Raw genomic sequence first — 15206 nt, 5'->3', positions numbered from 1 at the left:
TTACTCAACGCACAACGCAACCCCCTAAGAGGTGGGAGCCATTATATGAATCGATTTGCTAATTGCAAGCACTAGCAAAGATTTTTTTCTAAATTTATCATCATCTTGGCGAGATCCAGCTTGGAAACAAATTGCTCCCAGTCTTTTTCGTCAACTGCCTGCTCTATATCAATCTGTTGAAGAGGAACGCTTCTAAGGTGCTCATAAACATTAACAGAGTAACCTGACCGTTTTTGGATTCGAATTTGAGCCTGCTCTGCCCGCTCTTTGGAGGAATACAAACCTAAAGAAATTCGGTTTTTCATTTCACCTCGATTAATCACAAAACTTTCAATCGATTTAGAGGCGAGTTCTTTGACAATACCACCAGCTATGGCGGGTGTTTCGGGAGCAGAAATATACAGCCAGAACTTTGGCCTTTTTCCAGTCACTTCTTTTTCTACATATCGCCAACCAAAATCGGTCAACACCTTTATAATTTGAACTTTATCATCTTGTCGTTCTACTTCTATACGCGGGCAGAACAACGCAACTTCATCTACCACCACTTCATCGATGACCTTATTGAGAGCATCCTCTAAGGATTCATTTGATGCCACACCTGCATTATAGTCATCAGCCGTCACGGCAGGGCTCTCTGATAGCAAATGAATCTTCTCACTCACTGGAGGGCCATATATTGATTCTTTTATTTGCTTAGGCTTATCCTGAACAAAACTATGCCAACTTAAAAAAGCAGCATTGAGCAACACAAAGAAAAGAAATAACCATTTCATCGGTTTATTCTCATGTATTTATCACCAACCAATTTCGCACCGATGGCGACCAAATCTGGCTGCCTTTCAACAGGAATCCCCAATCTATCTAATAAAGATTGTGCATCTCCGCCTGTCGCCACCCATTTATACTCTTGATATTGCAAATGAATCCGCTCCAAAAATCCTAAAACCATTTCGTAACAACCTTCAGTCACCGCTCGGGCAGTCGAGTCAGGCAAGCCAACACCAACGCCCACTTCATTTTCTTCATACCTAATTCGAGCCGTATTTGAAATAAGCGCAGCTTCCATCATAGTCAAACCAGGCACGATATAACCACCAAGATGTTGGCCATTTACATTCACGACATCGACTTTGATCGCAGTACCAGCATCAACAACAACTACATCACCTTCAATGAGATGATGGGCAGCTACAACACTCAACCAACGATCAATACCTAATCGCTGCGGCTCTTTGTAGGCGTTCTTAACTCCACACTCAACCAATTCACTATTTAAAACAACTAAAGCACTATCAGGATAGACAGTCTCAATTTCTGAGATCAATGCTTTACCCTGCTCCTCAGACCGAACGCTGGCGAAATAAATCGCATCTGGGATAAAATTTGTATCCTCTGGGCACGCTTCTTGTCTAATTACCCACTGTACGTCAGCGTCAACAAAAGCTGTAAACTTAACAATCGTGTTACCCGCATCAACAACCAAGACTCTATGCACTACGTATACCTATTTTAGATCTGAATTGACCATTTTTTGAAAAAGAGATTTCGATATCAGATAACCATTTAGGTAACATTGATCTATTGGGTTTTGAATAAGCACAGCCGGCATCAATCTTCAAAATATTGATTTGCCATTATAATGTCACTCTTACCTATACTCTTTAGCATTCTTAATTTGAAATTCACACATTAAAATGAGCGAATCAAGCCTTATATCAAAAGCCATAAGATCGTAATGAAAGCAGTAACCCCCATTACGGACAACACTTTTTCCTGACTAATAAACCCCACGAATGATGTCACTATCCGTACATACAGAAAAGAAATCCAAAATTCTATCACTAGACCAAACTACATTATAAACTTTAATACGATTAATATGACAGGCTATCGATCCCTCAAGCTAAAGCATCATCTGCTTTATAAACAAAATAGCCTTATTAAACCTCCTCTCAAAAGTGAGATGGGCTTAATTGTTATGAGGAAAAACAAAACATATTAGTGATTAATGCAGGCTTAATAAGGAGGAATTATTAGAGTGGGTTTCGGCAACTATAAAGGAAACACTAGAAAAAATAAGCAACACTGCCATACCACTGCCACCAGCAAAAAATCGCTATTGCGTAGCAGAAGCATGACAAACGTTAGATACGCCTAATCCTAAAAAACTAAGCGGAACGACCAAATGCTTTCACATTAGAATTCAGGCCAGTTGGTAATAGGACCACGCCAGTTCTCATAAGCTTTTGCCAACGCAATCACCTTAAGATCTTCGAAACGCGGAGCCACAATTTGTAAACCAATCGGTATGCCACTTGTTGAAAAACCACAGTTAATTGAACACGCAGGCTGCTCACCCATATTCCAAGGCATAGTAAAGGCAATATGTTCAAACGGCTTATGAGGATCATTCGTAGGAGAAGCCCACTCAGCAGGATAAGACACATTTGGATTAACTGGCGATAGTATCACATCAACTTGCTGAAATGCCGCTGCGCAGGTATCACGCATCGCCAAAGTAGCATCAAACCCCTTCACCACATCAAGAGGATCTGCATCGCCACCTGTTTTGGCCCATTCATAAATATAAGGCAAAATGGTTTTACGCTTCTCATCCGTCAGTTTTAGCATGGTTCCCCAAAAACGCGCCCGCCAAAAAATATCCAATCCATCTAGCCATTCGCGTTTTAACACTGGGCCAATCTCTATAATCTGAGCACCCTCAGCCTCAAAACGCTTAGCTGCAGAAATAACCGCTTCTCTCACTTCTGGCTCAGCATCCATACCGCAACCTGCGTCCAACATTAGACCTATCTTCATGCCACGAACATCGGCAGCTGGCACATTCCAGTCGAGCACCTCATAGTTAACCGATGTCGCATCACGCCAATCTGGTTTAGTAATCGTTGGCATTACCATAACAGCGTCATCTACCGTACGCGTCATCGGCCCTGCCGAGCGACCCGTGTAATAAGGGAAAATGGGGATACGGCCTAGCGTTGGCTTAAATCCAAACAACCCAGTCCAGCCAGCAGGCAATCGTACCGATCCACCAATGTCAGTACCTATGTGCAAAGTACCTAACCCAGCCGCACCAGCAGATGCCGCACCAGCTGAAGAACCACCAGGATTTTGCGTCAAATCCCATGGATTACGACTCAAATGATGGAATGTTGAAAGACCTGAAGACAGCATCCCATAATCAGGACAAGTCGTTTTAGCAAAAATAATGGCACCGTCTTCTTTAAGGCGTGCCGCGGTTGGAGCGTCTTCTGTTGCAGGCGTTTTATCAGAGGCTGCCGTTCCTAATGGAACAGGGTCACCTACTGTTGCAATTAATTCCTTAAGTGTCACAGGAACGCCATCGAGCGGGCCGCAAGTCTCACCTTTTTTCCATCGCAAGGTAGAGGCATCGGCTTGTTTCATCGACTCTTCGGGTTTAAAGGCGTAAAGCGCATTAATCTTAGGCTCTACCCTCTTAACTCGCTCTATCAGCCAAGCCATATACTCAGAAGGAGTGACATCACCACTTGCATAAGCTTGCAAAAGGGCGCGGGTATTCAGTTCAGAAAAATCAGTCATTTTCTAAAGTCCGTATAATAATTAAAAATAGGTTGTTGAAATATTATCGATGATGGTGCGCTAGGGCGGAGATTCACTCACTTGATGCTTTTTACGTCCAATTTTATCCAACGTTGGTTCAGCAGACAGTAAACGCTTGGTATAACTTTCACGTGGGTTGTCGAGTACTTGCCGTACAGGCCCTGTTTCCACCAGCTTTCCAGACTGCATCACAGCCACACTGTCGCAAATCTCATCAACCACACCAATGTTATGAGTAATAAACAACACTGAAATCCCATGTGTATCTCGCATTTCGAGTATTAATTTTAAGATTTGTGCTTGTACGGTTAGATCGAGGGCAGACGTTGCTTCATCCGCAACGATCAGCTTTGGTTTCGTAATAAGCGCTCGAGCAATCGCTACACGCTGTCTTTGCCCACCCGAAAATTCATGGGGATACTTATCCATGTCTTCAGCCGCAAGACCCACTTCCTCAAGAAGTTTACCGATTCGATCACGCAAAGCCTTACCTCTAGGTGCATTTGCTTCTAGGTGAAGTGGCTCGGCAATAATTCGAGATATTTTGTGACGCGGGTCCAATGAACCATATGGGTCCTGAAAAATCATTTGAAAATTAGAACGCAGACGACGCAACTTAGACGCACTAAGCGCGAAGATGTCTTCATTTTCGAATAACACATTGCCTGCTGTTGGCTTATCGAGCGCCATAACAATACGAGCTAATGTCGATTTGCCTGAACCACTCTCTCCAACAACCCCCAGAATTTGACCTTTTTCCAGTGACAAGGACACATTATCGACCGCTTTCATCGTGCTATTACCAATGCCAAACTCTCGAGTGAGCCCAATGATTTCAAGTATTTTCTTACTCATACGGAATCTCCCAAAGTTGTCGGAGCCATCACATCAAGCCCAGCACGCGCTCGTCTTGGTAAAGCAGAAAGTAGCTTTCGCGTGTAATCATGGCTAGGCTGACGTAACACTCGCTCCGTTTCTCCTTGCTCCATCTCGTTACCGCGATACATAACCAAAGTGCGGTCAGCGATCCGAGCAATAACCCCAAGATCATGAGAAATTAAGATCAAAGCAATACCAAGCTCAGTAACCAAATCATCCAATATATCTAGAATTTCAGCTTGAACCGTCACATCTAGCGCGGTAGTCGGTTCGTCCGCAATCAGCAAATCAGGCTTTAGTGAAAGCGCGATTGCAATACCAACACGCTGACGTTGACCACCTGACATTTCGTGAGGATAAGAATGCATTTTTCGTTTTGCATCGGGAATTTTTACCATTTCAAGCAACCGTAGCGCTTCAGCATTCGCATCTGCGCGACTGATATTACTATGCAGTCTTAATGCCTCTGCAATTTGACTACCCACTTTCATTGCAGGATTTAATGCTGTCATAGGTTCTTGAAAAATCATACCGATACGAGAGCCACGTAGTTTGCATAACTCTCGTTCTGACATTGTCAAAATGTCTTCGCCATTAAACAGAATTTCGCCCGTCGCTTTCGCTGTTTTAGGTAGAAGTCCAATGGTTGCTAGCGACAGCACAGATTTTCCAGAACCACTCTCACCAACAATGCCGAGTGTTTCTCCTTTGCCCAATGAAAAACTGATACCGTGAACAACGTCCGTTGCTGGCCCGACTTCATTTTGAAAACCAACTTTAAGATCTTTGATTTCAAGCATCATGTGGATTGTCTCCGTCTTGGGTCAGTCAGGTCACGCAAACCATCACCCAGCAAATTAAGCCCTAAAACGGCGGTACAAATTGCAATACCCGGTACAAAGACTAAATGCGGCGCAATCGTTAGATACGTTTGAGCATCTGCCAGCATACGCCCCCAACTCGGTGTTGGCGGAGCAATTCCAAGCCCTAAAAACGAAAGGCCAGCTTCAGTCAGAATACCCAGACCTGTTTGGATGGCGATTTGTACAATAATCTGTGCTGCAATATTAGGAATAACGTGCTCAAGAGTAATTCTAGCGCTGCTTTTGCCTGACATTCGAGCAGCTAAAATATAATCTCGCGCCCATATTTGTAATGCGGCACTTCGTGTAACACGAGCAAACACAGGAATCATGAATAACGCGATAGCCACAATCGTGGTAACTGGGCCACCACCTAAAATAGCCGCCAGTAAAATTGCAGATAGCACAGGAGGAAAAGCAAATAACACGTCGTTGACGCGCATAATCAAGGCTTCAAATGGGCCACGTTCAGACGCCGCTACAACACCAAGTACAGTACCAATTAGCCCACCTACAGCAATCGCCGAAAACGCAATTCCCAAAGATACCCATGCACCAGCCATAATCATCGATAGCTCATCACGACCAAAATGATCTGACCCTAAAATCCCTCCCTCACCAGGGCCTTTGAGTCTGTTACCAATATTAATCGCAGTAGGATCTACTGGCGTCCAAAACTGACTAACAATAGCGGCAAAAATAAGTATTGCCGTAATAGTGCCTCCAACAATGAGAGACCAAGGAAGACGTTTCATCGGCGAACCCTCAAGCGTGGATCGAGTACGGTATACAACGCATCGACAAGAAAATTAATACCCATAACAATGGCCGCGAAAAATAACACAACATTCTGAATAACAATTAAGTCACGTTGAGCCAGCGCTTGATAAGCCAGTGTTCCCATACCAGGCAAGGTAAAAACATTCTCAACGAGAACAGCACCCGCAATAAGCACAGAAATCTGCATACCAAGCATGGTCACAATAGGGATCATGGCGTTTGGTACAATGTGTCGCCACAAAGCATGACTCGGGGTCGCACCCTTTGCTCTCGCGGTACGTACAAAATCTTCATTGGTTACTTCAATAACCGCAGCACGCGTCACTCGAGTCAGTACTGCAGCTTGCGGAATAGCTAATGCAATGGATGGTAAAATAAGTGCATTTAACGCAGACCAAAATCCAGCATCCCATCCGGGAAAACCGCCAGCAGGGAACCAGCCAAATGTCAGAGCAACACCAAGTATTAACAAAAGACCAACCCAGAAGTTTGGAACGGCGATACCGATTTGCGAAAAAAGCGAAGCAAACATATCAACCAAACCATTCGGGCGGGCCGCAGCAAGTACACCAAGTGGAACGGAGATAAGCACAGACAGTAAAGCAGCCAGACCTGTCAATGGCAGAGTAACTTCTAAACGTTCGCCAATTAATTGAGAAACAGAGGTGGAATAAGTATAAGAATCACCAAGATCACCTTGCAGCAAGCCTATTAACCAATTCGAATAACGAACCAAGAATGGCTGATCAAGACCCAATTGACTGCGCAATGCTGCCAGCGTATCTGGCGCGGCAGACATGCCAAGTATGATTTCGGCAGGGTCACCGGGAACGGCTTCCATCACTAAAAAAATGACGAAGGAAACTACGAGTAAGGTGATTATCAACCCCACAAGCGATTGTGCAATATGGCGCATTGTGTAGTCCTTGAGGTTTACGCTGTGTTGGTTGCTCGCCTTCATAGCGAGCAACCAACAAGTTTATTCTTTCCAGAAAGCGTCTGTTACATCATTGGAAGGTACTGGTGCATTTGTCCACATACCATTAAGGCCTGATTTCCAGATACCAATTTTAGGACTGGCATAAATGAACAGAGCCGGAACATCTTCGGCTAGAATTTTCTGAGCTTGCTGATATCCAGCTACCCTCTCTTCTTCACTTTTGGCATTCGCAACCTCTACCATTGTTTTATTGAAGTCAGGATTTTCATAGTTAAAGTAGTACGGTTTACGAGCATAAATACCAATATCAAGTGGTTCGGCATGACCAATAATGGTCATATCATAATTAGTATCTTTGAACACATCCTGAACCCATTTTGCTGGAAATTCAGATGTTTCAATTATCATTGTCACACCAATCATAGAAAAATAGGCCTGCATGATTTCAGAGGCGCGTTCAGCATACGTTCGATTTGGCATCTTCATAGTGAAGGTAAAGCCGTTTGGATAACCCGCTTCTGCTAATAGCTTCTTGGCCTTTGTCGGATCATAAGGCAAAACACCCGCTAGATCTTCATAACCGGCATCTGACGGAGAGAAATGACTGCCTATAGGTGTACCAAAACCAGCATTTGTAGCATCAACAATTCCCTGACGGTCAATTGCCATCATCAGCGCTTGACGAACTCGCACATCATTAAATGGTTTCTTGGCATTATTCATGCCCGCCACAACTTCCATACCAGACGTACCGATAACAGTACTAAATGTATTGTTTTTCTCAAACTGGCTAACAAGCTCTGGCGCCGTAAACTCAGGAACAACATCAATACCACCTGAGGTAAGTGCTGCAGCTTGTGCTTGTGGGTCACCAATAAAACGGAAAGTCACTTTATCGAGTTTTGGTGCCTTTCCCCAATAATTCGTATTTTCAACAAGCGTAACTTGGTTTCCTTTTTTCCATTCAGAGAATTTAAATGGACCAGTACCAATTGGATTCGTTGCGTTAGTTGCCTCACTCGTAGGCTCAATCATCACGGCTGTTGGAAAGCCCAACCAATAAAGCAAATCAGCAGAAGGTTTTGATAACGTCAATTCAAGCGTATCAGCATCTGTAGCCTTAACACTTGTTATGGTTTTATAAAGTGATTTCTGAGGGTTTACTGAGTCATCAGCTAAAATTCTGTCAATCGTATATTTCGCAGTATCAGCGTTGAATGCTTCACCATTCTGAAAAGTCACACTGTCTCGCAAATTAAACGTGTAAGTTAGGCCATCATCAGAAATGACCCAATCTTCAGCAAGTTCTGGTTCAATGTTACCGTCTTTATCAATCGCTACCAGACCTTCAAAAAGGTTTTGCCAAACAACCTGCCCAATGGCAACAGGTGCTGCGGCTGTAGGATCAAGACCAGATGGCTCAGTACTCATGCCTAAAATGAGATCTGTGCGTGGTTCTGCGATGGCATTACCTGCAGCAAGCAAGCTAACGGTAGCAGCTGTCGTCAAGAGAAAGCGAAAATGGCTTGTCATAGAACGGTAACCTCTTATGTTGTGATTTTAGCAAAAATCGTCTAATTGATTATTAGTTTGCCTGAGTGTTTAGTGCAAATGCAACGGTTATAATTAGCGCACAGTGACACTAAAACCGTTGCACTAACAATAGAAATCAATCAATACACTCTTGTATTGATAATGTTTGTGTAGGAAAAAAGTCTTCTAGGAAATCTGCAAGCTTAACCGCTGCAAAACTTGGCGCTGTGGTTCTAGCCCTTCCTAGTTGTAGGTCTGTGGCAATCTCACATTGCTCAACAAAGGGGCGAACAACAAGCTCTTTTGATTTTATTTCACGAGCAACAGACATCGCTGGCAAAATAATAACAGCGGCTTGATGACGAGCTAGCTCTTTTTGTAACTCAAGAGAAGATGTCGTAAAAGCAGCCTCAATTGGCTCTAAACCTTCATTACGTTGGTGCTGATCAAAAGCACGCCGAATACCAAACGAACAATCAGGCATAGCAATCGGATATGTCCGAATAGCATCTAAGGATATTTCCTTGAGCTGAGCTAAGGGGTGATCAGGAGACATCACCACCTCATGATAAACGTGTAATTTAAAACGTACGTCAACCAGCTGGTCTGGCGGTGAAAACATAGTAACAGCCATATCCGTGCTGCCACTAATGACAGCATTAATCGCTTCTTGCGCCGACGAAACGGTTACTTCAATTGATACCGCAGGATACAGTTTATAAAACTCAGCTAAGGCAGGCGCCAAAATAGCGTTAATGGCAGCACCATTAAAATGAATAGAGACCTTGCCGCGCTTAAGACCACGGAGATCATCGATTACTTGTCGAGCACTCTCTAAATCACGCATCATACTTTTTGAGCGGGTAGCAAGTGCTTCACCCGCAGCTGTTAATATGATGCCTCGAGCGCCTCGTGTAACCAGTGTCGCACCAAAGTAATGTTCTAGGTTTTCAAGTTGACGACTAATAGCCGTAGGTGAAACGCCAAGTGCTTCAGCGGCTTGCCGGATAGAGCGTGAACGTACTAGTTCGTTGAAATAGGTGATCGCTTTAAGTTGCATGACATACTCCGAAGTTCAAAATGCCGACCTTTAATCGAGATTATAGATCTCAAACAAACCTTTACGTATTCATAAGTAAGGCTTGCCTGCTATCAACTCCCTAGATACGACGAACGCTAACCTCCCCCCCATGCAAAGCTATAAGCTCACCATCTTCTTCTATTAACAAGGCGCCTTTTTGGTCTATCCCTCTAGCAATGCCTTGTCGCTTTTGATTCACCGAACTGACATTAACGGGTTGATTAAAAAGAACATCATAAGCTTGCCATTGATGCTGGAAGTGCTTCATGCCATTGCCATCTTCAAACAATCGACAAACTTCTATTAATTCTTTTGTTAATTCCGCCAAAATGTAATTTCGGCTAGGGCGAGTCTTAAGCCTAGAAACCAGATCGGTCCAAGGCTGGTCTACATGAGTCATGAAAGCGTTATCCATTTCGACATTTAAACCAATGCCAATCACAACATGGCAAACATCTTGGTCTGCAATCATTTCCAGCAAGATACCACAAATTTTTTGTCCATCTATCTGAATATCATTCGGCCATTTTAAACCAGGATTAGGAATACCAAGCTTTTTAAGCACTCGCGCAACAGCCACGCCAGCAGCAAGGCTTAACCCTTCAATGACACTTGGCCCATTCTCAAAACGCCAAACAAAAGAAAGAGTAATATTTTTAGCGACGCCCGACGCCCACTGGCGTCCACGACGACCTTTACCTTGAGTTTGCCGCTCAACAGAGATTAATAAAGGCAAAGCATTACCCTGAACAATATAATCCTTAGCATCGATGTTAGTAGACTCTGTCTCAAACGGTAGAGCTAAATTAACACTGTCTGGGAGTCCGTTTTCACGTAACCGTTCTTCTGTCAACAGCTCCAAAGGTGACGGTAAGCGATACCCTCGCCCTTTCACCGAGTGAACGACGACGCCGATGGATTCAAGTTTTTTCAGTCTTTTCCAGACAGCAGCACGAGTCACTCCCAGTGCCCTACCTAACTCTTCCCCAGAGTGAAACTCATTGTCGCTAAGCAAAGCCAAAACAGCTCTCATTCAAATTCTCCAGCCAAACAAGGCCTTAGATTACTTTTTGAAATGGCAGAAACACGCTACCTTCTTTCGGTAAAAGCCAATTCACTCTCGGATAATCGCATTTTTGGTCAACGGCATGTAGGGCATAAGCGTGGCGTGATGTTGTAGAACGATTAGCATAACTGAGATGAGGGAATTCGCCGTTCAAAATAACCAACGATCCTTTTGGTACAGGCAAAGCAACCAATTCGTCTTGACGCCACTCATGTTCTTTAAGTGTCACCATACGAGTTTCAATAGCATCATTTGTTATGCGCTCAAAGCGCTTTAGCAAGCCAACATTATGGCCACCTGGAACCCCCCAAAGACAGCCATTTTCAAGATTCGCATCTTCTACTGCAAACCAAAGCCCAATAACGCTCATCGGAGAGGTATAAAGAAAAGTACTGTCCTGATGACAGCCTACTTCACCACCAATACTAGGCTGTTTAAAAATATACATGGATTGTGCGGCACGAGGCTCTTCCATTCCTAGCTGACGAAGCAAGCTTCCCCAAACATGCGATAGAGAAAAAGCCCGAAACACATCATCCTGAATATGAAGCCCATGACCTACTTTATTAATCGATTTATCAAGCACTTGCTTCAGGTTACCCTCTTCGCTAAAGGCTTCTTCCTCAAAAAAGAACGAAATCTTATCTGCTGAATCCATAAAATAACGATCAGTAAACCTAGACTGTTCATTTGTTGTAAAGATTGAGCGAACTGTTTCAGGATCAAACGTTGTCATCAGTTTTGTCATTCTTTCTTTCAAAGCATCACATACATTAGCTGATACGTGAGACTCTATTACTAAATAACCATCGTTATGGTATTGGTCTATTTGTTGTTGAGTTAATACTAGAGGGGCCAACTCAAGAGATACGTTATTTTCCATTACACCTTCTCACTTCTTAATGTCTATTAGCATTTTTTTGCATGAAAGAAGTCACATCTTTCATCAATTCATCAAAACCAGGATTCCACGATATTCTTGCGGCATGAGGGCTTTTGTCCGACAAAAGATCAGATTGCTCACCAAACCAATTAGTTTCATCTGTTCGGCAGGTGTCATACAAAGCCATATCAGACAAATACCACCCACAAATACGATATTCTCCCATCTTTCCATAATAAGGATTATCTGGATTCCCATGAATCGCCATATGAGAAAGCCCTAAAATGTTAGATTCAGGCCAATTCGTATTGTATGTTTTAATACGATCTATTTGATTATCTTTTTGGTTTCGACTGTACATGACCATTTGACTCGTAGAGCCAATAAAACCTTCTTTAAAAACAGTCTCAGTCACTGATGAGTCTACAGTTTTGTCGTCTTCTGAGAGGGCAACAAAAACAGGCAAGGATTTAGGGTCATCTAAAATCAAACCACGTACTTCTTTAGATAACTTGTACACTTCAGCAATAGCAGGAACAGGAATAGAAGCGTATTTTGCGAAGTCATCGGTAGGGTAATGATCTAACCAGTCTTTCACAAAAGCCAACCAAGGAGAAAGCCAATCAATACTACTGTTAACCTTAAATACTGGAGAAAACAGTACAGCACCTGCTACTTTGTCAGTATGCTGCCATGCATATTCTACGGCTAACGCACCACCTGTAGAAAAACCTCCAACATATAAAACATCAACTTCTTTGTAAAAGCTATCCGTAGCATTGCGGAATGTTGTACGCCAATCATCACGAGAAACTGTTAATAGATTTTCCGCTTTTGTTCCATGCCCTGGTAACAAGACAACACGAACATGGTAGCAAGCTTTTTGCATTGCATAAGCAGGGTCTCTCATAGAAAAAGGAGAATCAGACAAACCATGCGATAACAAAATACCTTTGTTTTTTACCCCTTCACAAAGAGCGGTATCAGGCAATAATTCAAAAGGCATCACCGCAGCTAACTCACGGGATTTATTCTTGGTATTTACCCATTCTTTGTTCTCATCTAAATAAGCATGAGCTCGTTCTACATACTCGGAGAAGGCTTCATCTTCTTCAAAAATAAATGACGTAGCTGTATCATTGGCTGACACCGAAAACGCAATAAGACAAAAGCTAAACAATACTATTTTTATCATCGGCTACTTCCTTATAATAAGTCATTCAATCTTACCAAAGCCCAGCTATACTAAGCTATCATTGTGATATTTCTCAAATACATTCAAATATGAAAACACCTTACCCAAATCCAGAGCGGGTTCCTTCTCTATGGTTCCCTCTCGTCAAAAAGTTCTATCAAGAGCATTACCCCAGCGGAAAACCTAATAAAGCTGAGCCAATCTGGGTGTTACGCCAAAACAACAGTAAAATTGTTTGCTCTCTGAGATTGAAGAGGTTTCCGGATGCTCAACTACTTACCGCGATGGTCACAGACCCTTCCTATAGAAAAATAGGCTTAGGTAGTCATTTGATAAATAGTATCCATGATCAGCTAAATCTATTACCTAGTTACTGTTTCGCCCTAGATCATCTTGTATCATTTTATACTGCAAACAATTTTATAGAAATCGAGACTGATAGATTACCAGAAGAACTAAGAAAACGCTTTCAGTCCTATAAAGCTCAAGGTCGTAAAATCACACCAATGATCTACATAAGCACTTAAAAAACACTTAAAAACTCTTAAATCACTAAAACAGGCAAGTCTTTATTGACCCTTTTAAACATCGTCCAGTACCTTTGATTCTATTATCCACGCCCACAATTAGAATAAATACAAAGACTGAGGTCATCATGTCCATTACCCTACCATCAAATTCAAAAATGCTAACGCCTAACTTTATTTTCGGCGTTGCTACTGCAGCTTTTCAAATCGAAGGCGCAACAGATATAGATAACCGTTTACCCTCTATATGGGATACTTTTTGTGCCACACCAGGCAAGGTAAAAGGGGCAGACAATGGCAACATCGCTTGCGATCATTATCATTTATGGGAACAAGATATTGAGCTCATTAAAGACCTTGGAGTTGATGCTTATCGCTTGTCTATCGCATGGCCACGCATAATGACGAAAGAGGGCGAAGCAAACGAAGCTGGACTAAACTTCTACCGAAACTTGTTAAAAAAGCTGAAAGCCGAAGGGCTTAAAGTATTTGTAACGCTTTACCACTGGGATTTACCTCAATACCTAGAAGACAAAGGCGGCTGGCTAAGTAGAGAAACAGCATATCAATTTAAACAATACACAGACATCGCCACAAAAGAATTATCTGAATGGGTCGACAGCTGGGCTACATTTAACGAACCTTTCTGTGCTGCGATTGTAGGTTACGAGTTAGGCGTTCACGCACCAGGTTTAGCAAAGCCTGAATATGGTCGACAAGCAGCGCATCATATTTTATTAGCACACGGCTTAGCTATGCCAATTATTCGCAAAAACGCCCCACAAGCTCAAGCTGGAATAGTACTTAATATGAACCGCTCTTATGCAGCCAGCGAAAAAGCAGAAGATCAATTTGCAGGTCTAATGAGAGAAACGCTAGATAATCAATTTTTTATCGAACCTTTAATGAAAGGTCAATATCCCCAAATATTGAAGACTGTAGCTCCTCAATATTTGCCACGAGTATTACCTGGTGACATGGAGGTCATTTCTCAGCCGATCGATTTTTTAGGAATGAATTTTTACACCTGTAATCACAACGCCTATGATCCCGAAAATTTATTTAAAGATGTAAAAAGTAAGAGCGACGTTGAATACACAGATATCGGCTGGGAAGTTGCTCCTCACGCTTTCGCTGAGTTGCTTATTAACCTTAACAAGCAATATGACCTTCCTCCTATGTTTATTACCGAAAACGGAGCCGCTTGCGATGATACGATTATTGATGGAGCCGTCAATGACGAGCAACGGATTCGTTATTTAAATGACCATATAAACTCAGTTAATACGGCAATAGAAGCAGGAGTTGATATACGAGGTTACTTTGCATGGAGTTTAATGGACAACTTTGAATGGGCAGAAGGTTATAGCAAACGCTTTGGCCTTACTTATGTTGACTACGAAACCCAAAAACGCACCATTAAGAAAAGTGGACACGCATACCGTTCATTATTAAATAGCCGAAAAATCTAATTTTTATTCAATACAAAGTGGATAAGTGCCTAAGTTATTAACACTAAATGAAAAATCGACGTCAGCCTTAGTGTATAAATAACCGTGTAACACCCAAAAAAAAGCCCTCTCATGAGGGCTTTTTTGTACCTGCAATATCCAGTCTTAATCACCGCTCAAAAGCCACTAGACATCTCCCAAAATAATTTCTGCTCTTAACTCGATACCACTGAATCTAATGAGATCACCTTCTTGCCTTTCAATTGCGCAGACGCGTCGAACCTGCGAAACAGTCACAAGTAAATGAACAATAAAATACTCTCGTTTCCTAATGACCCAAAACGAAAAAACCCCGTCCTGCATAGCAGAACGGGGCTTCTCTTAATTCAAGCTTGACGACGA

The 15206-nt window shown here is 42.6% G+C and carries 14 protein-coding genes; 2 read left to right on the top strand and 12 right to left on the bottom strand.

What is annotated here, in order from left to right; all coding sequences use genetic code 11:
- Positions 1-71 precede the first annotated feature (71 nt).
- The 12 genes from IF202_RS16400 to IF202_RS16345 form a co-directional block, all read right to left on the bottom strand.
- On the bottom strand, positions 72-776 hold the full coding sequence (locus IF202_RS16400) for an SPOR domain-containing protein (protein WP_191596006.1): 705 nt from the start codon (positions 774-776) through the stop codon (positions 72-74).
- The gene (locus tag IF202_RS16395; protein WP_191596005.1) at positions 773-1498 is read right to left on the bottom strand and encodes a type III pantothenate kinase; all 726 of its coding nucleotides are present in this window, start codon (positions 1496-1498) and stop codon (positions 773-775) included. The genes IF202_RS16400 and IF202_RS16395 overlap by 4 nt, the downstream gene beginning before the upstream one ends.
- A gap of 701 nt (positions 1499-2199) precedes the next feature.
- Positions 2200-3585 (bottom strand): amidase, encoded by a 1386-nt coding sequence (locus IF202_RS16390; RefSeq protein WP_191596004.1) that lies wholly within the window; start codon positions 3583-3585, stop codon positions 2200-2202.
- Between the two features lie 60 nt (positions 3586-3645).
- A complete protein-coding gene (locus IF202_RS16385; protein ID WP_191596003.1) occupies positions 3646-4461 on the bottom strand; it encodes an ABC transporter ATP-binding protein in 816 nt (271 codons plus the stop codon).
- Positions 4458-5288 carry an ABC transporter ATP-binding protein gene (locus tag IF202_RS16380; RefSeq protein ID WP_191596002.1) on the bottom strand — a complete coding sequence of 277 codons (831 nt, stop codon included), beginning with the start codon at positions 5286-5288 and terminating at the stop codon, positions 4458-4460. Before IF202_RS16380 ends, IF202_RS16385 begins: the two co-directional genes overlap by 4 nt.
- Positions 5285-6103, bottom strand: coding sequence for an ABC transporter permease (locus tag IF202_RS16375; protein ID WP_191596001.1), 819 nt, complete (start codon positions 6101-6103; stop codon positions 5285-5287). The genes IF202_RS16380 and IF202_RS16375 overlap by 4 nt, the downstream gene beginning before the upstream one ends.
- On the bottom strand, positions 6100-7044 hold the full coding sequence (locus IF202_RS16370; RefSeq protein ID WP_191596000.1) for an ABC transporter permease: 945 nt from the start codon (positions 7042-7044) through the stop codon (positions 6100-6102). The genes IF202_RS16375 and IF202_RS16370 overlap by 4 nt, the downstream gene beginning before the upstream one ends.
- 63 nt (positions 7045-7107) lie before the next feature.
- Positions 7108-8601: an ABC transporter substrate-binding protein gene (locus IF202_RS16365; RefSeq protein ID WP_191595999.1), complete on the bottom strand. Its 1494-nt coding sequence runs from the start codon at positions 8599-8601 to the stop codon at positions 7108-7110.
- A 136-nt stretch (positions 8602-8737) separates the two neighbouring features.
- Positions 8738-9661 (bottom strand): LysR family transcriptional regulator, encoded by a 924-nt coding sequence (locus IF202_RS16360; protein WP_191595998.1) that lies wholly within the window; start codon positions 9659-9661, stop codon positions 8738-8740.
- 100 nt (positions 9662-9761) lie between these two features.
- Positions 9762-10715 (bottom strand): biotin--[acetyl-CoA-carboxylase] ligase, encoded by a 954-nt coding sequence (locus IF202_RS16355; protein ID WP_191595997.1) that lies wholly within the window; start codon positions 10713-10715, stop codon positions 9762-9764.
- 25 nt (positions 10716-10740) lie between these two features.
- Complete coding sequence (locus tag IF202_RS16350) at positions 10741-11631, bottom strand: phytanoyl-CoA dioxygenase family protein (RefSeq protein ID WP_191595996.1); 891 nt, start codon at positions 11629-11631, stop codon at positions 10741-10743.
- A gap of 16 nt (positions 11632-11647) precedes the next feature.
- Complete coding sequence (locus IF202_RS16345) at positions 11648-12826, bottom strand: alpha/beta hydrolase (protein ID WP_191595995.1); 1179 nt, start codon at positions 12824-12826, stop codon at positions 11648-11650.
- An 89-nt stretch (positions 12827-12915) separates the two neighbouring features.
- Here IF202_RS16345 and IF202_RS16340 point away from each other — a divergent pair, with 89 nt between their 5' ends.
- Positions 12916-13353 (top strand): GNAT family N-acetyltransferase, encoded by a 438-nt coding sequence (locus IF202_RS16340; RefSeq protein ID WP_191595994.1) that lies wholly within the window; start codon positions 12916-12918, stop codon positions 13351-13353.
- Positions 13354-13481: 128 nt separating this feature from the next.
- Positions 13482-14825: a GH1 family beta-glucosidase gene (locus tag IF202_RS16335; RefSeq protein ID WP_191595993.1), complete on the top strand. Its 1344-nt coding sequence runs from the start codon at positions 13482-13484 to the stop codon at positions 14823-14825.
- Positions 14826-15206: the final 381 nt, after the last annotated feature.

It is taken from the genome of Marinomonas colpomeniae, from assembly GCF_014803385.1.
Classification (GTDB): Bacteria; Pseudomonadota; Gammaproteobacteria; order Pseudomonadales; family Marinomonadaceae; genus Marinomonas; species Marinomonas colpomeniae.
The sequence above is the reverse complement of the archived record's forward strand: the minus strand, read 5'-3'. Positions and strand labels throughout refer to the sequence as shown.